Annotated in this window: 16 protein-coding genes, 1 pseudogene and 1 other annotated feature; of the genes and pseudogenes, 1 reads left to right on the top strand and 16 read right to left on the bottom strand. The window is 29.7% G+C overall.

What is annotated here, in order from left to right; all coding sequences use genetic code 11:
* Positions 1-126: 126 nt before the first annotated feature.
* The 10 genes and pseudogenes from T483_RS0122325 to T483_RS32615 form a co-directional block, all read right to left on the bottom strand.
* Complete coding sequence (locus tag T483_RS0122325) at positions 127-693, bottom strand: flavodoxin family protein (RefSeq protein WP_026888823.1); 567 nt, start codon at positions 691-693, stop codon at positions 127-129.
* Positions 694-810: 117 nt separating this feature from the next.
* Positions 811-2,142 (bottom strand): alpha/beta hydrolase family protein, encoded by a 1,332-nt coding sequence (locus T483_RS0122320; protein ID WP_026888822.1) that lies wholly within the window; start codon positions 2,140-2,142, stop codon positions 811-813.
* 191 nt (positions 2,143-2,333) lie between these two features.
* On the bottom strand, positions 2,334-2,783 hold the full coding sequence (locus T483_RS0122315) for a DUF3021 family protein (RefSeq protein ID WP_026888821.1): 450 nt from the start codon (positions 2,781-2,783) through the stop codon (positions 2,334-2,336).
* Positions 2,784-2,796: 13 nt separating this feature from the next.
* Entirely contained in the window at positions 2,797-3,234 is a 438-nt protein-coding gene (locus tag T483_RS0122310) for a LytTR family DNA-binding domain-containing protein (protein WP_026888820.1), read from the bottom strand.
* Positions 3,235-3,801: 567 nt separating this feature from the next.
* Positions 3,802-5,016, bottom strand: coding sequence for a macrolide family glycosyltransferase (locus tag T483_RS0122305; RefSeq protein ID WP_026888819.1), 1,215 nt, complete (start codon positions 5,014-5,016; stop codon positions 3,802-3,804).
* Between the two features lie 395 nt (positions 5,017-5,411).
* Positions 5,412-6,164: a phage antirepressor KilAC domain-containing protein gene (locus T483_RS0122300; protein WP_026888818.1), complete on the bottom strand. Its 753-nt coding sequence runs from the start codon at positions 6,162-6,164 to the stop codon at positions 5,412-5,414.
* 409 nt (positions 6,165-6,573) lie between these two features.
* On the bottom strand, positions 6,574-7,857 hold the full coding sequence (locus T483_RS30280; RefSeq protein ID WP_051560514.1) for a DUF5050 domain-containing protein: 1,284 nt from the start codon (positions 7,855-7,857) through the stop codon (positions 6,574-6,576).
* 190 nt (positions 7,858-8,047) lie between these two features.
* Positions 8,048-8,290: an AbrB/MazE/SpoVT family DNA-binding domain-containing protein gene (locus tag T483_RS0122290; RefSeq protein WP_026888817.1), complete on the bottom strand. Its 243-nt coding sequence runs from the start codon at positions 8,288-8,290 to the stop codon at positions 8,048-8,050.
* A 172-nt stretch (positions 8,291-8,462) separates the two neighbouring features.
* Positions 8,463-8,702, bottom strand: a complete 240-nt coding sequence (locus T483_RS32620; protein ID WP_347460385.1) for a DnaD domain protein — start codon at positions 8,700-8,702, stop codon at positions 8,463-8,465.
* Between the two features lie 666 nt (positions 8,703-9,368).
* Positions 9,369-9,609: pseudogene (locus T483_RS32615) on the bottom strand (phage replisome organizer N-terminal domain-containing protein); the annotation flags it as partial.
* A gap of 786 nt (positions 9,610-10,395) precedes the next feature.
* Here T483_RS32615 and T483_RS29675 point away from each other — a divergent pair.
* Positions 10,396-11,418 (top strand): IS1595 family transposase, encoded by a 1,023-nt coding sequence (locus T483_RS29675; protein WP_051560512.1) that lies wholly within the window; start codon positions 10,396-10,398, stop codon positions 11,416-11,418.
* Between the two features lie 64 nt (positions 11,419-11,482).
* Here the strand turns inward: T483_RS29675 and T483_RS0122275 are convergent, their stop codons facing one another.
* From T483_RS0122275 to T483_RS0122245, 6 genes are all read right to left on the bottom strand, one after another.
* Complete coding sequence (locus T483_RS0122275) at positions 11,483-11,887, bottom strand: hypothetical protein (RefSeq protein WP_026888816.1); 405 nt, start codon at positions 11,885-11,887, stop codon at positions 11,483-11,485.
* A gap of 932 nt (positions 11,888-12,819) precedes the next feature.
* Positions 12,820-17,160: a DNA polymerase III subunit alpha gene (gene polC, locus T483_RS0122265; protein WP_026888815.1), complete on the bottom strand. Its 4,341-nt coding sequence runs from the start codon at positions 17,158-17,160 to the stop codon at positions 12,820-12,822.
* A gap of 351 nt (positions 17,161-17,511) precedes the next feature.
* On the bottom strand, positions 17,512-18,129 hold the full coding sequence (locus T483_RS0122260) for a hypothetical protein (protein WP_026888814.1): 618 nt from the start codon (positions 18,127-18,129) through the stop codon (positions 17,512-17,514).
* A 208-nt stretch (positions 18,130-18,337) separates the two neighbouring features.
* On the bottom strand, positions 18,338-20,245 hold the full coding sequence (gene thrS / locus T483_RS0122255) for a threonine--tRNA ligase (RefSeq protein ID WP_026888813.1): 1,908 nt from the start codon (positions 20,243-20,245) through the stop codon (positions 18,338-18,340).
* A 162-nt stretch (positions 20,246-20,407) separates the two neighbouring features.
* Positions 20,408-20,638: a binding site (T-box leader), on the bottom strand.
* Positions 20,639-21,311: 673 nt separating this feature from the next.
* Positions 21,312-22,226: a class I SAM-dependent methyltransferase gene (locus T483_RS0122250; RefSeq protein WP_026888812.1), complete on the bottom strand. Its 915-nt coding sequence runs from the start codon at positions 22,224-22,226 to the stop codon at positions 21,312-21,314.
* 430 nt (positions 22,227-22,656) lie between these two features.
* Positions 22,657-23,799, bottom strand: coding sequence for a leucine-rich repeat domain-containing protein (locus T483_RS0122245; RefSeq protein WP_026888811.1), 1,143 nt, complete (start codon positions 23,797-23,799; stop codon positions 22,657-22,659).
* Between the last annotated feature and the right edge of the window lie 215 nt (positions 23,800-24,014).

Genomic DNA, 24,014 nt, shown 5'->3' with positions numbered 1-24,014 from the left:
TGAAGGATTATTTTTGCAATATATATTAATTATTTTCATGCTTACGACAACTTTATTTATTATTAATTTTTCTTCTTATAAACTTTATTCCCTTTTGAAATACCATTTTAGATCCTGTTAATAGCATTAATTAATCTTCTTTAGCAGCCACGCCATATTTTGTCCCAAATTATGCATATTATTGATTCCTTCTTCATCTTTAAATATATCGCCTACATCTTTTCCATAAACCATATTCCAATATGTAGAACCAGCTATAACAACTTCTTTGTTTAATAAAAAATGATTCATTGTATCTACTGCTGTCATACCTCCAGCTCTGCGAACAGCAGATATAGATGCACCAACCTTATGTTTAAGTAGACCTGGATTTGTTGCAACAACAACCCCTGCCCTTTCTAAAAAAGCTTTCATATTTGCTGTTACATCTGCTGAATAGACTGGAGAACTCAAAAGAATTCCGTCTGCTAACTTCATTTTTTCAAAACATTCATAAAATATGTCTTTCTTAAAAACACAATTATTCTTTCCTTTACATGCAAAGCACCCCTTACAAGGCTCAATTATATTACCAGAGAATTGAACTATTTTCGTCTCAATTCCTTCTTTTTCTAATTCATCAAAAACAATCTTCATAATCAATGCTGTATTTCCATCTTTTCTTGAACTACCATTAATTCCTAAAACCTTCATCTCTCCACCTCATTAAATTACAACTTATATTTTTTTATAATATTCACCATATCAATAGCACATGATAGCGCTTTTTTCATTGCCATGCTATTCAAAATTAGATTTTACTACTACGATTTAATATTTATCTTCTGGTCGAAAATCTCCTTCATTCTTAAGATAACAGTTAAAGAACTGCAATACTAAATTATTCATCTTCTCTATTACATAGTACTTGTCTGCTTTTTGTATACCAATCTTACTGTTTGCTGTATTGCATAACAATTTTGTAAGAATTGGAGATGCTAATGGAAGATCAGTAAAACTCATGTGATTTGTTCCATCAAAATATACTTCAAAGGACTTTAAAGCAGTCGCTGAAATTAATTTTTGAGGTATAATGCTTGGATCAGTTTTTTCATATATTCGCTTTAAATCATCACTGTAAATGCTAAGAATGGGTATAGGATAAATATTATGATTAATTTGCAACTTGCCATTATTAAAACCAGTGTATTCTCCTATTAAGTCATCATCAAGATTAACTACAGCACTTACATCACTGCGTTCTCTTCCAAGCTGTGCACTTGCTGAAGCTCCTAATGAATGACCTATTAATCCAATTTTACCAGCATCAATAAGACTATAAACTTTTTCTGTATTACCTTCCTTTACGTTCTTAATAATTGTATCAAGTACAAAATTCATATCTTCGGTGCGTACATTTAACCATTTTACTCCAAGATTATATTCAGTCTCTTCATCATAAGCTCCATTATTTGCACCATTAAGCTCGTCCATGAATGATTTATCTATTGTTGTTATCTTTCCATCAGCATCTCTGGTAAATAAACATTGATATGGGTGATCTATTGAGCAGACCACATATCCATTACTAGCTAGCTCTCTAAAAGTAGACATGTTACTAGTTTTCATTCCGTATGCACCATGGGAAAATACTACAAGAGGATAATGAGATGTGACTTCATCATCTTCTGGATACCAAAATTCTACTGTAACTTCTCTATTTTCACCTTTGGGGCTATATATATCAATACGATTATTGTCCTTGAATGTATAAGTTGCCGTTTTTATCTCTTTGTACTTTCCTGTTAATTCAGGCATCTTATGCTGTGGAAAGATTAATTCAGGACTGACAGCTAAAACTACAACTATGCACATTGCGATAGACTTACCAACCATTTTTCTAATTTTGTATTTTTTCTTATCTTCCCTTTTTAGTATAAGTGATATTACCGAAGTAATTGCAAAAATAAGCAATACCCCACCCAAAAGCATCCACCGGAAACTCCATTGTATTACTGATAGAAATGTAAATACAACAAATGCTATAAATACACTAATGTGAATTAAACTTCTTATTTTCTTCTGATTTGATTTTGTCTTAAAGCAGTATATTCCAAAAACAATTTCTATAACTGCTGCAATAGAAACTACTATTATTCCCATTCTTCCTCCACCTCTTCAATTTATTCTTTTAATTACAACCAGCCTTAATCTTAAAAGTATACTTTAATTTCATACTTCATCTACAAAACTAAAATAATACTTACTAAGCCAAATGTACATAGCTTAAGCAGTATCCTGTAACTAACGACATGTAAGTTGTAAAATAGAAGAGGTAAGCTGAAAATTACATTTTATTCTTCTTCCTTCTTAATCTCTAATTCTTCTCTCATTATATTTAATTTTTCATTAATTTCATTAGCGTCCTTCTTATCGTACATCCATACTAAAAATTGAAATATAGCATATATCACTATTATCTGAATTTCTAATATAATTATATCTAAAGCATCATGCATAAATCCAATCACATTAGTAAAAATTAATAGCACTCCATTGAGTATAATAAAGTGAATAATTCTCCTTATCCACATTTGCTTTTCTGATAATTTTTCTGTGGAATATAATATTAGGCTCAGCAAATCAATGATTAATGAGCATATCATATAAATATATATATCTTTTAATTCTAATGATTTATTTGGTAAAAAAATCTGACTTGATACTGTTACACATATTACTATAAGTGAAAATATAGTAAAATAATTTCTTATTAACTTTTTTATATAATCCATTAATTCCATATGCTATTTCCTCCTATAAACCTAACCTTTCTTTTAATATAGGTACAAACTGTCTAGAGATAACTACCTTTTCTCCATTATCCAGCTTTGATTCAAACCTGCCACTTAAAGATGGTCGTACTGATAATACTTTTGTCATGTTTATAATAGTCGACTTGGATGCTCTGAAAAACTTTTTTCCTTGACACATTTCCTCCAATTCATAAAGCTTTTGCTTAGACTCAAACACCTTGTCTTTGCAGTAGATAAATACTTTGTTGTCTACTGCCTCAAAATAATACACATCTGAAATACGAATCCTGTGAATATTACATCCATCATAACCAAGAACCACAGCTTTTTCTGTTTTTAATTTGCTTATTAATTTTAAAATATCATCATTAACCTCATGACATTTAACAATAATTTCTTCTTCAAATTCTCTTCCAATTTCCTCAATAGATATTTTCATATTTTCACCACTTTTATTTTAATTGTTTTTTAGCTTACAAAATAAAGTATTTTATCTACTCACAAATCACATTTTTTTATACAACTGATTTTATTAATTATCATTTTAATTTAACACACATCTTTTGAAGCTCTCTCGCTTCCTTTTATAGACGTTATAAGAATAAAATCTTATTATTATCTATAGATCCATATATATCATTATAATACAATTTTTTCATGTACAAAATAATTATCTACTTCTGCAAAAAATAAATGTAACAGCACTTATCATGCTGCTACATTACAAATCTCTTAAATATTTTCTTTATTAGGTATATTTGAAATAATTTAACTACAACTTGGAATTTGCGATAATAATCAATCTACTTTCTGCTTGCATAGTAAACATGAATAATAAGAACGTTCATAGCTTTCTTGAGTATTCCGTATTACAAGTTCTTCTTAAAAAGGAAACCCTTTGCTCCAAAGATTTTTCCACATACATAGTAAAAGGCAGACTAAGTATTTTTACCTAATCTACCTTTATTGCAACTTTTATTTTTTCATGCATTAGTATTAACAAATCTTATTGATCTATCTTATCTCGTTTTAATTTAAAAATTTCTTCAACTGCTTTTTTATAACCACCAGATTCTTTAAAAGAATCACTTATTTTTCTCATATTTTCAAGATAACTTGGATCAGTTAAAACTTTCTCAACAGATTCCCTTAAAATCTCTGGAGTAATATTATCTTTATCAAGAGAAATAGTTGCACCTAACTCTTCAGCTCTTTTTGCCATATATGGTTGATCCGCACCTATAGGTATTGCTACAAAAGGCACATTGTTATACAATAAGTCACTGGTACTGTTCATTCCTGCATGAGTTATTGCTACATCAGTATGCTTTAAAACCTCTGATTGAGGAACATAGTTTCTTACAATAAAGTTATTAGGTATATCAAATTCAGATAGGTCTACATTGTATGCTGCCATTACAACAACTTCATCGGTATTACCAAATGTTTTAAAGAATATATCATAGAGATTGCTGTCTGTATTATTAAACACTGTACCTAGTGAAATATAAACAACTTTCTTTCCTTCTAATTTTTCAAAAGGAAAATCTAAATTTTCTTTTCTATCATATATTGGTGGCCCTATAAATTTAAAGCTATCATCATAATATTCTGGATGTGCAACAAAATATTTAGAAGTATATGCAATATTTATATCACCCTTATTAAAAAATAAATCAAAGATATTATGGGACATTTCCACATTAAATTCTGCTTTTAATTGTCTTGAAACTTTTTTATAAGTCTCTATAACTGGATGATTTTTTATTAAATTTTCACTCATTAATTCTTTGTGCTGCGACCTTAATTCTTTAGGAGTTGCAAACACTGCAAAGGAAGAAACTGAAGGTATTTTCAGTATTTGAGCAATGATACTTCCAAAAGGAAACATGGCTGTATACATAATATAATCGAATTTTTCGCCTTCAATTTGATTTAAAATATCTTTTATAATTTTATCACTTGATTTAAGCGTTTCATTTATATAATCAAGAAGTTTATCTGGCCCCATATCATTAGAAGTCTTATGTTTTCTTTTAAAAAGGCTCAGTTCCACTCTATAACTTTTAAATTTGGCACCTGTTTTTTCAATTTTTTCTTTAAAATCTTCTGAGCAGAAATATGTAATTTCTTCTCCTTGTTTTACTAATTCATTTATTAATCCTAATGTAGGATTTATATGACCATGTGCAGGTATACTTAAAAAAAGTACTTTTGACATAAATCAACTTCACTTCCATTCTTTATATTTACAATTACATATTCTCATAATACTCATATTAATTAAATAGCATTTTCTCTAAACGTCCAAATCCACACATTAAATGTAAATTTTTCAGTACTAAGTTTAGATTTTTTAACCAGAATATATTAATTAATATATTCTGCATTTTTTCCCATGCATATTATTTTTTTGTCATGAATAAGAAAAAATTATTATCACCTTTCATATTTATCTTTTAATATAAAAAGCAGTAGTTAAAGGCTTCCTAACTACTGCTTTTAAAATTTAAAATATAATTTATATTAATAAATTTCATGGTGCTTTATATTAAATATATGTAAATATTCAAGCTCTTATATTTGCATATCCTAAAATAAGGAGAATGGGGTTTATTACTCTCCAATTTTTCTCCTTATAAACTCTATCCCCTTTTGAAATACCATTGTTTTAATGTTTATCTTTGTTTCACCACTAGGTACTGTGTATTTCTGCTCCAATACTCTAAAATAGCCTAAATCTACAAACTGTTGATAAGGAATATTGTTTTTATCCAAAACTTTCTTTTCTCTTAAGAGTGAGAATAAATTATTTCTTCCCATTCCTCTTATAGCAAGAACCTTTGCAACATGTCCCACTTCAATGCTATCTTTAGATCCTGCGACATCATCATAAAATTGTCCTTTAGGTTCTAATAATTTCACTTTATTTTCAGCCTCTAGCCTTGCTTTTCTCTCTTCTTTTAACTTAGTCGCTGCAGCAATAAGTAAGTCAGGATTATCTAATAATTCATCTGTAGCATACATCCCTGTTTTTCGTATGCTAGGTAATACTTCATCAAAAATCCATGCTTCAAATTTCTCTGCCACAGGTAATTCTGATTTGGCTGCTAACCTGTAAATATCCCCTTCAGGAATTACACTCATTTCTATATTTTGAATAACCTCTGTTCCATCTCTCCTCTTTCCAGTAACTACCCCTATGTCGTGTTTCACGACACCCTTGCAATGCCTTAAAATTGCATCTCTTGGGTTTTTGTATCCCAAAGCTTTTGCTATATCAATTCCAACTGCATAATCTTTATTATTAATTTTTAACCCTCTTATTTCTCCAAATCTTTCATCTTTAAAAATTCGTAACCCTTCCATTTTGTTTATCCCCTTTTTATAGATTTTATATATATGTTCCCAAAATAATTCTTCAAATAATTCTTCATTGTAAATTTTAAAAATTTTACAATTATTTAATCCATAATTATTCACTATGAATTGCAGCATATATTTTTTCAAAAATAAAATAACTATTTTCATAGGTTATACCCTCAAGGGGCACAATGTCCACACAGTTGTCCAATAATATAATCTCTTTGAGAATAAAAAAAATCGCAAATTCAATTTCTTGAATAATACGATTTTACAATTTACTATTTATTTTTAGTGATTTATACTGTTTGAATATTGAGTATTATAATAAACAATTCCATGTATATATTTTAGGCTGTATTTCAACACTATAATAAAACATAATCAATTATTTAGCGGAATTATTATAATAATACTAATATTCCACAACTGATTTATTGCTACCATCTAATTTCATTTTATAAGATTTATTATCGGACCAATTATTATAATATATCCACCCATCTAATACTTCAGATAACCTACTTGCCTCACTATTAATCTTAGTTCTATTCATTCCATCAATAGTAATTTTATAAATATTTCCTCTCATCTTATCAAGTGGTAGAATCATATCAGTATGCCCATCGTAAGGATTATTACTATAGTATACCCAATTTCCATCCACTTGAATATCCCAGCTGATATCATCATTTAATTTTCTTTCATTTGTCCCATCAATACTAATCTTATATAATTTGTAGTTATAATCAAAACTGCTAAAATAAATATTATTACCACTTAATTTTAAGAATGAAGCATAATGATCACTGATTTTTGTTCTGCTTGTGCCATCAGTGTTCATTTTAAATATACCTGAATTCTCGTTGCTAACTGTATTATCAGTAGTAACAGAGCTTGTACCGCTGTAATATATGCAATCTTTATATATATTTATATTCTCAACCAACTGATCAGAAAGTTGAACTTTATTTTTTCCATCAATATCAACTTTATATAATCCACCCTTAACCACATTATTTTCAACCATTTCAGGTCCTAATGCATAATATATTGATCCTTTATAAAAGACAGCATCAACAATATAATCCTCACTTGTTAACTTAACTTTCTCATTATCCTTTATTTTGTATATACCTTTACTGCCATGGTGTTCAGTATTTCCATCAACATAGTAAACCCAGCCATCAGAAACGCCAATAATGCTTCCATATGCCTGCTCAAAGTATGTTTTATTTGTTCCATCAATATTAACTTTGGATAAATTACCAGATTCATATAGATAGTTTCCATCTTTGATAATTGGCTTTCTATTACTTACTTCGGTTTCATAACTTACATTCTTATCTTTCGACTCAACATTTGATGAATCATTTTGTGATGATTGAATCCACACTCCGTCAGAATCTAATTTGTAACCGTTAATAGTAGTATTTTTAAGCATAGCACCATCATCACCTAAGTAATACCACTTATCTTCATACTGTATCCATCCCATTTTCATATATCCATCTTGTCCAAAATAGTACCACTTTCCATCAATCTCTTTCCAACCTACTGACCATGAATTTCCTTCTGCATTCCACCATCCATTAGAATCTTGTTTCCATTCAGCACTTACAACTATTGGATTTAATACAAATACTAAAATTACTAATAATGAACTAGATATTACTTTTTTTAATTTTAATCTCTTCATTTTACTTCTCCGATTTATTTTATTTAACACATGCCTTTTTCTAATATAAATCAATTATAGCATAAACTGTAAATATCGAATTATTAAATTTTCAAAGACCATCTTTTTTATTTATTACTAAGTCAACTTTACATATTCAAAATTTAAATTTAATGGCTTAGCTTAATCAACTCATCTTAAATTTTCTCAATTAATTTCCCTTTAATGCCTCCCTACACTCGTTACAAATCAGTATATCTTTAAAGTTAAAAACCCCTTTATCATTTCCACAAAATATGCAGCCTTTACTATATTTCCTAACAACTACCTCATTATCAACTTTAATTATTTCCATAGAATCTCCATCATTAATTCCAAGTACCTTTCTTATTTCTTTTGGTATTACAATCCTTCCAAGTGGATCAAGCTTTCTCACTATTCCTGATGCTCTCATTTTTACATTCCCCTATACAAAATTATTTTCTTTTATATGATTAAATCATTTCTTGTATATCTCAAATTTTATATATTTACTAAGCCATCATAACCACAATATATTGAGATGATTTCTTGCCTTGAATTACTCTTGTCTTTTCTTCTAAGAAGTATTTCAATACTTCTCACACTTATATGAGGTTTTCTAGAGCTTTCTTTCGTTGCTCATCTGTAAGGCTTCGTCGTGTTTCCTTTGGTTTGAATCCTGCAAATTTGTTTTTATCTGAGTTGCTATTCTTTCCATAGCTCCTATTGACATTTTTGTTTACCTCCTTGTCATCTGGATATTCTTCTCTTCTCCAATTTTTCAGTATGCCATCAATGTAGGTCATATTAGGTTTATTGGCTTTTAATGCTATATCTATAGCCATCTTTACATATTCTTGACCATGCATTCCTATAGCTAACCTAAGTGCGCCTAAATTAAGAACATTAGGTATTCCAGCTATTAGTTCACAATACTTAGCAAGTTCAATGGATTTAGAGTTTATGTCCTCTAAATTATTATCCTGCTCAGCAATTGAGTCTTTAGATTGAGAGATAGAAGACTTTGCTGATTCTGATTTAAGCAGAGAACTAAAATCTGTGGTTTCATGTGGATCACTTACTGCCATGGCATTAGGAATATAAGTTTCCTTAACCAGAGATCTAAAAGCTTGTCTGTTGTGCAAATCACTTACGTACGCTGCATTAGAAGTAGGAGTTTCATTTGCATCATAACCTGTATTCTCTTCTTTCTTTATCTCTCTATCTTTATTATTCTCATTCTTAATCTTGTTCTTATTCTCTCTCTTATTCTGCACCGTTACAGTAACGTTATTTTTATCATCTGTAACGCTACAAGATTTTTTTGAAGTATCACAAATATCATTTGTAACTTCAATACTATATTTTTCAATTTCAGCAAAGCTATGTTCTTCAATTTCAACACTAGTTTCTTCACTTTCATTAACTACAGCTTCAAGTTGTTTTTTCTTTTCTCTATGGTTTTGAACTCTTTTTCTATTTTGCTCTCTAACTCTGTCCATTCCCTCAACATTTTGGTGTTTCTCCCAATTCACTATTCTAATTACGTTATTTTCAGCTATTTCAATCATTTGAAAATCTGATAATACTTTAAGTGCAAGTCTAATAGAAGCTAGAGGCCTTGAGAATATTGTAGACAACATTTCATCAGTATATGGGATATTCTCATTTAGATATATAAGTCCATTATCATTAGTTTTGCCAGCTTGTATAAGTAATCTTATCCATAAATAATGAATAGTATCTCTCTGGCATTGCATCTACTAATTTCATCTTTTCATCATCATGCATGTTAGTAGATAACTTAATCCATTTAATATCTGACATGTTTCTCACTCTCCTTTAAAAGAAATACTTTAAACCTTTTTAATCTTTCCATGAGGGCATCAATCTCATGGATGTACATCCATCTGATATATAGCCATTCTAATACTCCAATCACTTCTGAGGAGTACCAGCTAATAACATATATCCTCAGACATTTTCACCTTGTGGCTACATTGTGCCCCTTGTGGGGGTAAGTTTAACTAAATTCATCTGGAATATAAAATTTAACATGAAAATTTTTACTTTATATACACTCTAAGTATTTTTAAGTTCAAATTGTAAACCTATTTTTTAAAATTATTACAACTAAAAATCATAGTTTACTTTTTCAATACTTATGAACTTACAAAAATGTATTCTAAACTTGTCTTAATCCTCTTCATAATTTAATTCCTATTACTAAAAATCAATATCTCTTGCGATCATATGGATGGCTGCTCAATCATGGCTTTGGATTTAGATAGAAATGAACTTATTGAAGAAATAGCAAATTATTTAAATACTCATTATTAATAACATTATTGATAGAAAGATTGATATTGAAATATATATCATAAGATGAGGTGAATGCACGAATAGTATTAAAGATCACCTATTACAATTAGAACATGAGTTATTAAAATCAGAAGTTAGAAAGTCAGAAGATAAAATAAATGATATGCTGTCAGATGACTTTATTGAGTTTACCAGCTCTGGAAGTGAATATCATTCATGGATATAAATATCTTATTTGATGAATTTCAAAAGTTATCACCAGTGGTTCAAAATATGTTTTTCAACTTGATATATCCTCTTGTTAAGAACAGTTCTGATAGAGTTAATGATTATATAGAAACCATTAGAGAAACACGTTTTTCAAAGGGTACGTTTTGTCCTCATTGTAATAGTGAACATATTATTGGTCATGGAAAATATCGTAGCCGACAACGTTATAAATGTAAAGATTGTGGCAAAACCTTTAATGATGTATCTTGTAGTCCAATGGCAGGAACACATTATCCTCAAAAATGGGCTAAATATTTTCAATTTATATCAGAGGGAACAACTCTACCCAAAATCGCAAAGGCTCTTAATATAAGTATTTCAACAGCCTTTTATTGGAGACATAAAGTGCTTAATTCTTTACGTTCAATGGATATAGAACAATTGTCTGGTATCATTGAGTCAGATGAAACCTTCTTCATAGAGCCATTTAAAGGGAAAAACCAATGTAAAACTCGCAAACCCAACAAAAGAGGTGGTAAATCTAAATTTAGAGGCATAAGCCATGAACAGGTTTGTATTTTAGTTGCTATGGATAGAAATGGTCACATAATTAGTAGAAATGCTGGTATGGGGCGTATTACTGCTACACAAATAGATAATGTCATAGGCAATTATATTGCCCCTAATGCTTTATTAATAAGTGACTCGGCAAAGAATTATTTATCATTTGCAAAAATGAAGGGTTTAGAGCATAAGCAAGTAAATGCTTCTAAAAAACAATATGTAATCGAAAAATTATATCATATGCAACATGTTAATGAATATCATAAAAGGCTTGGAAAGTGGATTAATCTTCACTTTAATGGTGTATCAACTAAATATATGGATAATTATTTATTTTGGCATAGATTTCTTGAACTAAATAAATCACTTGATAAAGTTGAGTTGAAGAAAACTTTACTGACAAACGTACTCGCAATGAATAAATCAATAATTATTAAGGATTTACACCCTATTAATGTATTATAGTGAAAAATATAACAATATTTAAAAGGGAGTTATCTAAGCACCCCCTTTGACTATTGAATATTATTTAATTTCCTGCATTTTCAATTATTAGTTTAGCCATTTCTGTTGCTAAATCTGAAGCGTTTTCATTGTCCCTTACATAAGTTACAGTTTTGCCATTAGTGGTTACAAGAGAGATTATTTCTTTATTGCCTTCTTTTCTAACCTTAAAAGATTTTATATCTTTTCTATCAAATTTTTCTGTGAGATAGATGTCTACCTGACCAGTTAAATCGTACCCAATATCATCTATGTATAGATGATTATTTGTAAGTGTAAACATAAATTCCTTAGTACCACTGCTACCTTTACCTTCTAATACAAAAATATTTAATATAATATTTATAATTGTGTTTCTCCTGGCTTCCTTATCTCCTTTACGAGCCTTAAATGATACCATTGAATATTCATTATCTAATAGTTTTGCCATAATCTATTCCTCCTAATTGTAAATATAATGTATATAACCTTATTTGTTTTAAGTTTATATACTTATAGTTATAAATGTCAAATATTATTATATTAGAATTGAGCATTTTGAAAACAGAAAATGATTATTTGCTCAAAATCTAATTTTATATTTGCCCACAATATTTACGAAAAGAGCGAAAAACTAATCTCAATATGAATATCACAAACTCTTTCCGCGAATAATAAATAAAAAGTAAGGTGGTGATATAAAATGGGATCTTCTCAATACAATAGAAATAAGAATGATAAGAGCAATGTTGATAAGATGAAAGGCAAGAATAATCGTGATAAAGGCAACAATCAAGTTGGCTCAACAGATAATGGAAAATAATCTATTTTACTTAAATATACTATAACTAAATTAACAATAAATATATAACAAAAAACACAGCCTATATATTTAATCACTAGGCTGTGTTTTTTACGTTATTTTTTATATAATTTTTAAGTTCAAATTTTAAAATACTTAATAAAATAAAAGTACAACTTCACTAGAAAATCTAAATTCCACTTATAATTTAGACCATACTATAAAGAGAGAATACTCCAGTTCAGATCTTAGTTAGTTTATCTATAATATCAAAATTAATATTTAAATCTATAATATAAACATATTTACAAACTTGCTAAAACTTTGAGGTAATATCTTCACTAGAAATCATAAATATATTTGTGCAGAAAACATTTGAAAATGAGCTGCTAAAAATTCTTAGTTGTAGGTTGTTCCACTTTTGCTTGTCACACTGAAAGTGGGAGCATGCTGAAGTGGTGCAATCTGCAACTTAGGATTTTCAGCAATATTTTCATAGTTTTTCGGAACAAAATATTTATGATTTCGGTAAGTTACCACTTAAGTTTAGTTTCAAAGTTATTTTATCTATAGTCATAAATCTAAACTGCGTCAAAGAAGCTCATTTGATCACTTTCTGGAAGACCATTTAAACAATCAAATTTTCTAAGTAGCTCTATGGCAGCATTTCCAATCTTTGAACGTTTCTTTACATCATCTACAGAATTAAATTCTTTTTCTTTTGCTGCACTTGCTATACCTTCTGCAGCTACATTTCCCATACCTGCTATACTGTTTAATGGCGGTCTTATTCCCTCTTCTTCTAACTGGAATTTTGTAGCACTAGATTTATATAAATCAATTGGAAGGAATTTAAATCCTCTTTCATACATTTCCAAAACTATTTCAAGGTCATCATACATATCCTTATCCTTAGGACCAGCCTCATTTCCAAGAGCCTGAATTTCCTGCATCTTTGCTTTAACCTTTTCTTTTCCAAAGATCATAAATTCTGCATCAAAGGCTTTTGCTCTTATAGTAAAGTATGTTGCATAATAAGCCTGAGGTATATGAACTTTAAACCATGCTATTCTAAATGCCATCATTACATAAGCTGCTGCATGGGCTTTAGGGAACATGTATTTTATCTTTTTACAAGACTCTATATACCATTCTGGTACATCATGTTCTCTCATCATAGCTTCATATTCTGGAAATTTAGGTTCTTTTAAGGCTTTACCTTTACGAACAGTTTCCATTATTTTAAACGCGGTATTAGGTGGAAGTCCTTTTCTAATTAAGTAAACCATAATATCATCTCTGGTACATACCGCATCACTTATGCTGGTAATTACTCCATTATCAATTAAGTCCTTAGCATTTCCAAGCCATACATCTGTACCATGTGAAAGTCCTGATATACATAATAAATCTGAAAAAGTCTTTGGTTTTGTATCCACAAGCATTCCTCTTACGAACTTAGTACCAAACTCAGGAATTCCAAAGGTTCCAACCTCTGAATTTATCTGATTTGGAGTTACCCCAAGAGCCTTTGTTGAGAAGAATAAGGACATAGTATCCTTGTCATCCATAGGAATCTCATGTGGGTCAACCCCTGTTATATCTTGAAGCATTCTTATAACCGTCGGATCATCGTGCCCTAGTATATCAAGCTTCAATAGATTTTGGTCAATAGAGTGATAATCAAAATGTGTTGTTATAATATCTGAGTTAGGGTCATCCGCAGGATGCTGTACAGGGCAGAATTCAAATATTTCTCTTCCCTTTGGTACAACTATAATTCCTCCTGGATGCTGACCTGTAGTTCTCTTTATACCAGTGCACCCTACTGAAATTCTTATTGTTTCAGCTTTGTTTATTGTAATATTTTTTTCTTCATAATATTTTTTAACATAACCAAACGCTGTTTTTTCTGCTATAGTACCAATAGTCCCTGCTTTAAATGTTGTTCCCTTTCCAAAGATAACTTCTGTATATCTATGGGCCTTTGCCTGATATTCCCCTGAGAAGTTTAAATCTATATCCGGCTCTTTATCTCCATTAAAGCCCAGGAATGTTTCAAACGGAATATCTATACCATCTTTATACAGATTTTCTCCACAAACAGGACATACTTTATCTGGCAAGTCAAAGCCATTTAGAACGCCATAATCCTCAAAATCAGAATACTTACATTTAGGGCATCTGTAATGAGGTGGAAGCGCATTTACTTCTGTTATACCAGTCATATTTGCAACGAAGGATGAACCAACAGATCCTCTGGAACCTACTAAGTATCCATCTTCATTTGATTTCCATACCAGCTTCTGAGCTATGATATACATTACTGAGAATCCATTTTTTATAATAGAATCTAGCTCTTTATCAAGTCTCGCCTGAACTATTTCTGGAAGTGGATCTCCATAAAGTTCATGGGCTTTTTCATAAGCTATATCTTTTATTGTCTGCTCACAGCCTTCTATGTGAGGTGGACATTTTTCAGGAGAAATAGGGCTTATTTGCTCACACATATCTGCTACTATATTAGTATTTGTAACTACAACCTCATAAGCTTTTGTTCTTCCTAAATAAGAGAATTCATCGAGCATTTCTTCAGTAGTTCTTAAATATAATGGTGCTTGATTATCTGCATCCTTAAATCCCTGTCCTGCTTCTAATATACGTCTGTATATTTCATCTTCAGGATCTAGGAAGTGAACATCTCCAGTAGCCACTACAGGCTTACCTAATCTTTCTGCAAGTTCTACGATCTTTTTATTAATTTCTTTTAAATATTCTTTACTTGGAACTTGCTCCTGTCTTACTAAGTAATCATTATTTCCTAAAGGCTGAATTTCTAAGTAATCATAGAAATTAGCAATTTCCTCAATTTGTTCTTCTGGTTTTCCAAGAAGTATGGCTTGATATAATTCCCCTTCACTACAAGCACTTCCAATAATTAAACCTTCAGAATATTTCTTAAACATGCTCTTTAATATACGTGGCTTTTTATAAAAATAATCTAAATGAGAATATGATACCAATTTATATAAATTCTTTAATCCCACGTAATTTTTTGCTAGTATTATTGCATGGTGAGTTTTAACCTTTTTATATGCCACTTTCTTAGCTTCTTCATCGGCTGCATATAAATCTATATCTGATAAAGTTTGCGCGCCTCTTTCTTTTAGCTTTTCAATCATTATGTTAAATACCTTAACAGTTGTATCAACATCATCTAAAGCTCTATGGGCAACTTCAACCTTTATTCCAAGATTTTTAGCAATTCTTCCTAGCTTATAAGATTTATAATCAGGGAATACATCTTGCGCTAATCCTAAAGTATCTATATAGGTAAAATCAAACTCATAGCCTAAAACTTTCGCATTATGCTTTAAGAATCCAATATCAAAGTCAGCATTATGTGCAACTAAAACACTTCCTTCAATAAATTCAAGCAATTTAGGGAAAACTTTATCAATAGTTTCTGCATTTTTTACCATATCATCAGTTATCTTTGTAACCTCTACAACTCTCATAGGAATTGACTTTTGAGGGTTTACAAAAGTACTGAACTTATCTATAACCTTACCATCCTTAATTTTCATTACTCCTATTTCAGTAATCTTTTCTGTCTGAGGAGAAAAACCTGTAGTTTCTAAATCAAGAACACAGTATACTGTATCAATACTTTCTTCCCTAACATTTGTTACAGATGGCTTTTTATCTGGAGCTAGATAAGCTTCAACTCCATATATGACTTTCATATCTGGATTATCTCTTCCAAGCAATTTGTGCGCTTCTGGAAATGACTGAACTACTCCATGATCAGTTATAGCAATAGACTTCATTCCCCAGCTCATAGCTCTCTTAATTAAATCACTAGCACTAGACATTGCATCCATCTGGCTCATTTGAGTATGCATGTGAAGCTCTACTCTCTTCACCTCTGAATTATCCTGCCTCTTATATCTCCTTATACCATTTGTTTCAATAACAGTATTAGCAATAAGTTCAACTTCATGAGAGAAATTACTATAGCCTGCATTTCCAGCAAGTCTAAGACCCTTAGCCTTTTTAATTCTAGAAAACACTTCATTATACTCATTAGGTTTTGCAAAAATCTTACAAGTCATCGAATTTGATCCATCATATAAATCAAAGGAAATTAGCATTTTTCCACTTCTTAATTCTTTTGCTTCTAAATTTGATATTTCACCTTCTAAAGCCACTCTTCCTTCATCAGGTGTAATATCATTAATTTTAATTATGTTTTCCTTAATATTAGCATTTCTTCCTAAAATCAAGAATGGATTACTTGCCTTTTTGCCATCGCCCTCAGCTTTTACTTCTGCCTTACCTTCTTCAACTTTAGGTACTTCAGGAGGATTATTGCTTTGAGTAATTTTTATTTCTTTAATAACTTTCATCTCATTAGCACGTTTATCTTCTGCGATTTTCACCAATTCTTCGCTATCTATTTGATCAATAAAATTGATATTATAATGTTTCCCATACATATGTTTTATAGCTTTATTAATTTGCTTATCATATTCCATAGTTTTTAGAAAACCCGCTACAGGAATTTTAAAATTAAAATTTATAGTATTTCCTTCTATTTCATAGTCACTATTATTAACCGCTGCCTTTAATGCAGGATACTTTGTAGATAAGGAATATACGATATTTTTCAATTCTTTTTCTATAGGTCTTATTTCAACCTCGTCACTATACTTTACAATAATTTTAGAATCATTTAATCCGAATTTATCTTTTATGAAACTATTAAAACTTTCAATTTCCCCTAGTTCAATATAATTATCTGAACTAATTTCCATTTCCAGCACTTTAGTTTTCTTACGCAAGACTACGGATTGTATAACGGCAGTATTTATGCTGCCAGCCGATTCATAATCACTAAAAGCTTCATTTATTCTCTTCATACTACTCATTAACCTTTTCTAAAAAATTTTCAGTATGCTACTATTATATAGATTAAACTTGCAATTTGTTAAGCTTCAAAAAAACGCATAGAAATAATTCTATCAAAAAAGTATTCCTATACCTCCCTCATATTTAATCTAGATAATATTTATATCATTTTTTAATCTCAACTAATTTTTCATTTGTAAAATAATTAATCAATTAGTAGTTTTCCGACATCTAATTATCATTCCATAATCTAATAATGTTGTCAAGGCAAAAGAATGTTTGCTAATTCTATTAGACGTTGAATTCACTAGTAAATTAATAAATAATAAAATTTGCATACATTCTTCTTAGAGTGAAACTATTTATTTTAACTCAGAATGGCACCTGCCAACCGTTTCCTTTATTGCCATAGCGTTCTCATTTTCTGATGAAATAACTAACTGACTTATGTAATTATTATTAAATATCTCACAGTAAAATTCCTTACTCATTTCATCAATTTCTTCATAATTTTCACTCAACTTCTGTAATAAATCCTCTTCACTAAGTCCAGCGTTATCTATGAAATAATATAGATTCATTCTATTTACATATTCTTCAATTCTTTTAAAATTATACTTATTTACAACAAATCCTATTACATAATCTTTATCAGTTTTTTTAGTTCCCTTTTTTATGCTAATACCAAACATAGATACTTCTGGTACCTTCTTTATTTCAAACTTCTTATATGCTATTCTTGAAATTCCTAAATGCTCTATTATTTCTTCAACTGGCACCTCATGTTCCACTTGATTTCCAAAATACAACATTCTAGAGTCTAAAACTATTAAACAAAGGTTTTCTCCAATCATTTCATTTAAAACCTTTACTTTAAATTCATCGCTTTTCTTCATTCCATAGTATTCCACGAAAGTTTTAACTCCATCCTCATCTTCTTCGCTTCTTACCTTTAATTTATTCCCGCCAAATAAAAACATATTTTCCTTCTCCTTCATCAAGTGATATATAACATTATAATATATAACTGCTTGTTTAATAAATTAAAAACTGCAGAAATTTAAAATAATATTTTAAATTTCGATGATGTTGTCCATATACAATATTAAAAGGAATAATTAAAGTGATATTTACTTTAATTATTCCTTAAATTTAATATCTTAATATTTCAGTATTATCTCTACTTAATTATAGAGCTTTATTTTTAACTTCATTATTTATTCTTTCTATTAAATCTTCTAAATTTAATGTTCCCTCATCGCCATTACTTCTGCTGCGTAATGATATATTATTTTCTGCTTCTTCCTTTTCTCCAACAATAATAATGTAAGGAACCCTCTCATTTCTAGCTTCTCTTATTTTATAGCCTATCTTTTCATCTTTCTGATCAATTTCAACTCTTATACCTTCTGAGCTTAATTTATCCTTAATCTTTTCTGAATAGCTATTAAATTTATTTGATATAGGAAGTATTTTTACTTGAACTGGAGAAAGCCATGTTGGGAATTTTCCAGCAAAATGTTCTATTAATATTCCTATAAATCTTTCTATACTTCCAAAGACTACTCTATGGATTACTATTGGTCTATGCTTTTCTCCATCACTACCTACATACTCTAACTCAAACCTTTGAGGCAATTGAAAATCTAACTGAATTGTTCCACATTGCCAAGTTCTGCCTATGCTATCTTCAAGATGAAAATCTATTTTAGGTCCGTAAAAAGCTCCGTCACCCTCATTTATTTTATATTCAAGATTTAATTCATCTAAGGCACCCTTCAATGAGCTTTCTGCTAATTCCCATTCTTCATCGCTTCCCATTGAATCCTCTGGCCTTGTAGAAAGTTCTAAATTGTACTTAAATCTGAATTTTGAATATACCTTGTCAATTAAATTAATAACACCTTTTATTTCTGACTTTATTTGATCTGGTAACATAAATATATGTGCATCGTCTTGTGTGAATGCTCTTACTCTCATAAGACCATGGAGTGCTCCAGAAAGCTCATGTCTATGAACTCGTCCCAGTTCTCCAACTCTCATTGGAAAATCTCTATATGAATGTGATTCTGATTTATAAACTAACATTCCACCTGGGCAATTCATTGGCTTTAATGCAAATTCTTCTTCATCAATTGTTGAAGTATACATATTTTCTCTATAATGATACCAATGCCCTGAAGTCTCCCATAGTTTCTTATTAAGCATTATTGGAGTTTCAATTTCAACATAACCATCTTCGTAATGTAATTTTCTCCAAAAATCTATTAGGGTATTTTTTAATATTACTCCTTTAGGAAGCATAAATGGAAATCCTGGACCTTCTTCTGCAAAAGTGAATAACTTTAATTCTTTTCCTAATTTTCTATGATCTCTTTTCTTTGCTTCTTCTAAATTATGCAAATGTAATTCTAATTCTTTCTTACTAGAAAATGCAACTCCATAAACTCTTTGAAGCATCTTATTTTTTTCATTTCCTCTCCAATATGCTCCAGCAACGCTTAATAGTTTAAATGCTTTAATATACTTTGTTGATGGAATATGAGGACCTCTGCAAAGATCTATATAATCGCCCTGTTTATATAAAGATATCTTTTCAGCTTCTGGAAGATCCTTAATAAGTTCTACTTTATATGTTTCTCCCTTTTCCTCCATTAATTTTATTGCTTCGTCTCTAGAAATATCGATTCTTTCAAAGCTAAGATTTTCATTTATTATTTTATTCATTTCTGCTTCAATTTTATCTAAATCTTCATTGGATAATGAGTTTTCAATATCAAAATCATAATAGAAACCATTATTTATTGCAGGTCCTATAGCAAGCTTTGAATCCTTATAAATTCTTTTAACAGCTTGAGCCATAACATGAGAAGTAGAATGCCTTATAACTTCAACTGCTTTTTCATCATCATAAGTTAAAATATTTACCTCATCATTATTTTTTAATTTATAATTTAAATCTACTAATGTCCCATTTACTTCCCCCACTACTGCGACTTTAGCTAAGTTTTTACTAATTGAATTTGCTAAATCATAAATACTAGATCCATCTGCAATTTCTTTTATTGATCCATCTTTAAGTTTTATATTTATCATAAACTTGTTACCTCCTTCTTTAAGATTTTATAACATTCTTTAAAATTTTATAGTATTAGATATATCTATAGATTAATAATCGATAACACAACTTCTTCCAAATTGCGCCTCATACTTTTTTAAATTCATATATTTTTGTACAAAAAAAGCACCCGTCCCAAGCCTTGGGACGAATGCATAATATCCGTGGTTCCACCCAAATTGAATTAAATAAACTCAATTCTTCTCTAAAATTTTTAACGATTTTCACCGATGGCATTTCACAAACTCTGCTAATAAGCCATAGCTCCAGGGTAGTTTTTCTCATAGTCATATTTAGAAATGCTTACAGTCGGTGACATTTCCTCTCTGAAAACTGTACTCTATAATACTTTTCCCTTTCATTGCCTGCGAATATTTAATTATTAAGAGTTACGTGCACTTTGCTCTTATTAATAATAAATACTAGCACTTTTGTAGTATCTTGTAAATAGTTTTTACCACAAAAAATTTTCTTGCTTCCATAAACTCAGTTAGAACCGTACTTATGTGTATACCTTACCGAAATTAAATACATATTTGTTCCTGCGGACTAATGAAATTTTCGCTGGATAGTTCTAAGTGGAAGGTTGAACCCATTTCTGCATGCTCCAAAAACAAGTTTAGGACAAGCAGAAAATGGAACAACCTTCAACTAAGAACTATCACAACTCAATTTCAAATGCCGCTTTCACAAACATGTATCTAATTTCCAGTATGATTTACAAAAATTAAAGTATAAGTATCTCTTTTGGTTTGGATATCTATGCCATAAACTCAGTTAAAACCCTACATATATGTATACAAGTCGAAATTATAAATATTTTGATTACAAAAACTATCAAACATATCCAAACTTAAAATAAGAATTATGCCTTTATGAAATTCTAGTCCTAGACTTTTACCCTAGCATCTTGGGTGCAACTAATACCCTGCGCTCCTTTTTTAATTTTTTGCAAAAAACACATCATTCGTTTAGAATAATGTGTTTTAGATTTGATGCATAATTCAATAAAATAACGTATTAATTATTTCTTGAATTTCACTTTTATTTTTTTACTGCTAAGCAATAATTAACATTATCAAATGCTCTTATAGGATGTTCTGGATTAGCTTGATTATATTTTTTAAAATACTGCTCCGTTATTTCATCTGGTGTTAAATATTCATAAATTAAGAAATCACTATCAGCCAATAGTTTTTCCAACTCTAAATAAGAATAACTTGCAAGCATTTTTTCATTTGTTGCATTAGTTAGTGCAATTTGCTTTTTAACTCTTTCGCCTGCCTTAGAAGTATATGTGTTTTCATCTTGATAATCAAAAACAATGCTACTACCTTTCGGCACAATGCTTGAAATAGTATTAATTGCATATGCAAAATCTTTCTTAGTTAAATAGTAATTCAAGCCAAGTAAACTACAAAAACTTATTTTACTTTGCTCAAATTGAGAGCATTTAATTATGTTTCTTTCCCAATTCTTTTCTGTAAAGTCAATAGATATATAGTGTAAATTCGGAGGTATTTCTTTCATTACTTTTTGAATACGCTTTTGCTTATCTTCACCAGTTAAAGGATGGTCAAGTTCAAATATCTGAATATTTCTTGCCCAGTCAGGCTGACGATATGCAAAGGTGTCATACCCAGCGGCAAAAATCAAATATTGTTTTGCACCAATTTTTACGGCATTTTCAAGTGATTTTTCTGTAAATGCTGCTCTACCAATTGGAGTTGGAGATAACTGATTGTCAACGATAAAGCGTAACGCTTCATCTTGTGTACCATCAAATGATGGGTTGAAAAATTTAATTCCTTTTGACATATTACTTGAAATTTGTTCATATTCATTTTGAGTTAGAATATCCTTTGCTAAGTAATCATCAAAAACTTTCTCTTTGTTTTTAACAGAATGATACGCTCTTGAAAACGCACTAATCAATGCAGTCATACTTTTTTGTTCCATAAAATTATCACCTCTAATAATTAATACCAATTCACTAATTGAATTACAAGTATTGACATTTTTATTGTTTTATGGTATTATAAATATAGTAAAGATAAACAATTTACAAAAACGTCACATTTATAGTGGCGTTTTTTTAATGTATTCATATATAAAAATATTTTTCTAAATTCACAATTACAGCTAAAATTCCTTTAATATTTTTAGAATTATTATGAAGAATTATTTTTGCAATATATTTGTTTAATTTTTTCTGGATTAATTGTATTATCATTAGACTGTTAAATAAATACTAAGGAGATCTAGTGGCGTCAGCTTTACTGTGAAAAAACATGAAAAAATAAGGTAGGATATAAATTTTACTTATAAAAATAGAGTAGCTTTTGCACTACTCCAAAAAATGATTTATTTTTTGATTTATTATTTATGGCTAAGCACTTACTATGATTTTGCTTGCACTTACACCAGAATTAATTAAAATCTGTTTTAATGTTTGACTCTTTACATAAAATGTAGCCTTTGTACAATCATAAAATGGATTAATTCCTATACCATTAGGCATGTTTTGATGAGTTGCTATACTTGTTACACTATCTGGAATAGTTATGCTGGTTAAATTTGTGCAGCCTGCAAATGCACTTCTTTGTATACTTGTTACACCATTTGGTATTATTATGCTTGTTAAATTAGTACAACCTTGAAATTCAAACTCGTTTATGATTGTTATACCATTTGGTATTGTTATGCTTGTTAAACTGCTACAATCACCAAATGCACCGCAGCCTATACTTGTTACACTATCTGGAATAGTTATACTTTTTAAATTAGTACACTCCTGAAATACATCATTCCCCATACTTGTTACACTATTTGGAATGGTTATACTTTCTAAACTACTACATCCTGCAAATGCCTTTGTATTAATATTCTTTACACTATTTGGAATAGTCAAGCTTTTTAAACTACTACACCCGCTAAACAAGGCTGTATTTATACTTGTTACACCATCTGGAATAGTTATACTTTTCAAATTACTACATCCACTAAACGCAAATGGATCTATACGTTTCACACTATTTGGAATATCTACGTGTGTTAAGTTACTACAATTCGTACAGACTATAGATTCTATCCCCGTTGTACTATCTGGTATTGTTATGCTTGTTAAATTTTTGCAGGTAGATGTCGATGTAAATCTTATACGTTTTACCTCAATACCATCAATTTTATTTGGTATCACGACTGAGCTATCAGAACCAGTATATTCTACTATTGTTCCAGTTGATTTATCAAATTTAAAGTTTCCACTTGTTGTAAGTTCTGTCCATGCACCACTACCATTTAGATAGTACCCATCAATTGTTGTATCTTTAGCCATATAACCTTTAGAATCAAAATAATACCATTTAGAATTAATTAGCCTCCAGCCTGTAGCCCATGAACTTCCTTCTGTATACCACCAGCCTCTAGGATCACTCTTCCACGCTGCACTCGCTCCTATTGGATTTAGTGCTAATAACGAAGATACAAATAATGAACTCGCTATTACTCTTATTAGTCTCAAACTTTTCATTCTTTACCCCCTATGTAATTTATCGTATTAATACAACAATATACAATTATACCACATTTCTGGTAATGCATTCATTATTTATTCTACAAACGGTTGAAAATTGATCAATGAAAAACGTATTTTAGTGGTATAACACATAAAAAAAATCGTAAATTCAATTTCTTGAATAATACGATTTTACAATTTGTTATTTAATTTTATTGATTCATGATTTA

The organism is Clostridium beijerinckii HUN142 (genome assembly GCF_000621745.1).
Lineage (GTDB): Bacteria > Bacillota > Clostridia > Clostridiales > Clostridiaceae > Clostridium > Clostridium beijerinckii_A.
The sequence above is the reverse complement of the archived record's forward strand: the minus strand, read 5'-3'. Positions and strand labels throughout refer to the sequence as shown.

Bases quoted from the DNA above. Each gene is read 5' to 3' on its own strand.
- T483_RS0122325 (WP_026888823.1), bottom strand. From the start codon at position 693: ATGAAGGTTTTAGGAATTAATGGTAGTTCAAGAAAAGATGGAAATACA.
- T483_RS0122320 (WP_026888822.1), bottom strand. From the start codon at position 2,142: ATGGGAATAATAGTAGTTTCTATTGCAGCAGTTATAGAAATTGTTTTT.
- T483_RS0122315 (WP_026888821.1), bottom strand. From the start codon at position 2,783: ATGGAATTAATGGATTATATAAAAAAGTTAATAAGAAATTATTTTACT.
- T483_RS0122310 (WP_026888820.1), bottom strand. From the start codon at position 3,234: ATGAAAATATCTATTGAGGAAATTGGAAGAGAATTTGAAGAAGAAATT.
- T483_RS0122305 (WP_026888819.1), bottom strand. From the start codon at position 5,016: ATGTCAAAAGTACTTTTTTTAAGTATACCTGCACATGGTCATATAAAT.
- T483_RS0122300 (WP_026888818.1), bottom strand. From the start codon at position 6,164: ATGGAAGGGTTACGAATTTTTAAAGATGAAAGATTTGGAGAAATAAGA.
- T483_RS30280 (WP_051560514.1), bottom strand. From the start codon at position 7,857: ATGAAGAGATTAAAATTAAAAAAAGTAATATCTAGTTCATTATTAGTA.
- T483_RS0122290 (WP_026888817.1), bottom strand. From the start codon at position 8,290: ATGAGAGCATCAGGAATAGTGAGAAAGCTTGATCCACTTGGAAGGATT.
- T483_RS32620 (WP_347460385.1), bottom strand. From the start codon at position 8,702: ATGGCTATAGATATAGCATTAAAAGCCAATAAACCTAATATGACCTAC.
- T483_RS29675 (WP_051560512.1), top strand. From the start codon at position 10,396: ATGGATATAAATATCTTATTTGATGAATTTCAAAAGTTATCACCAGTG.
- T483_RS0122275 (WP_026888816.1), bottom strand. From the start codon at position 11,887: ATGGCAAAACTATTAGATAATGAATATTCAATGGTATCATTTAAGGCT.
- polC (WP_026888815.1), bottom strand. From the start codon at position 17,160: ATGAAGAGAATAAATGAAGCTTTTAGTGATTATGAATCGGCTGGCAGC.
- T483_RS0122260 (WP_026888814.1), bottom strand. From the start codon at position 18,129: ATGTTTTTATTTGGCGGGAATAAATTAAAGGTAAGAAGCGAAGAAGAT.
- thrS (WP_026888813.1), bottom strand. From the start codon at position 20,245: ATGATAAATATAAAACTTAAAGATGGATCAATAAAAGAAATTGCAGAT.
- T483_RS0122250 (WP_026888812.1), bottom strand. From the start codon at position 22,226: ATGGAACAAAAAAGTATGACTGCATTGATTAGTGCGTTTTCAAGAGCG.
- T483_RS0122245 (WP_026888811.1), bottom strand. From the start codon at position 23,799: ATGAAAAGTTTGAGACTAATAAGAGTAATAGCGAGTTCATTATTTGTA.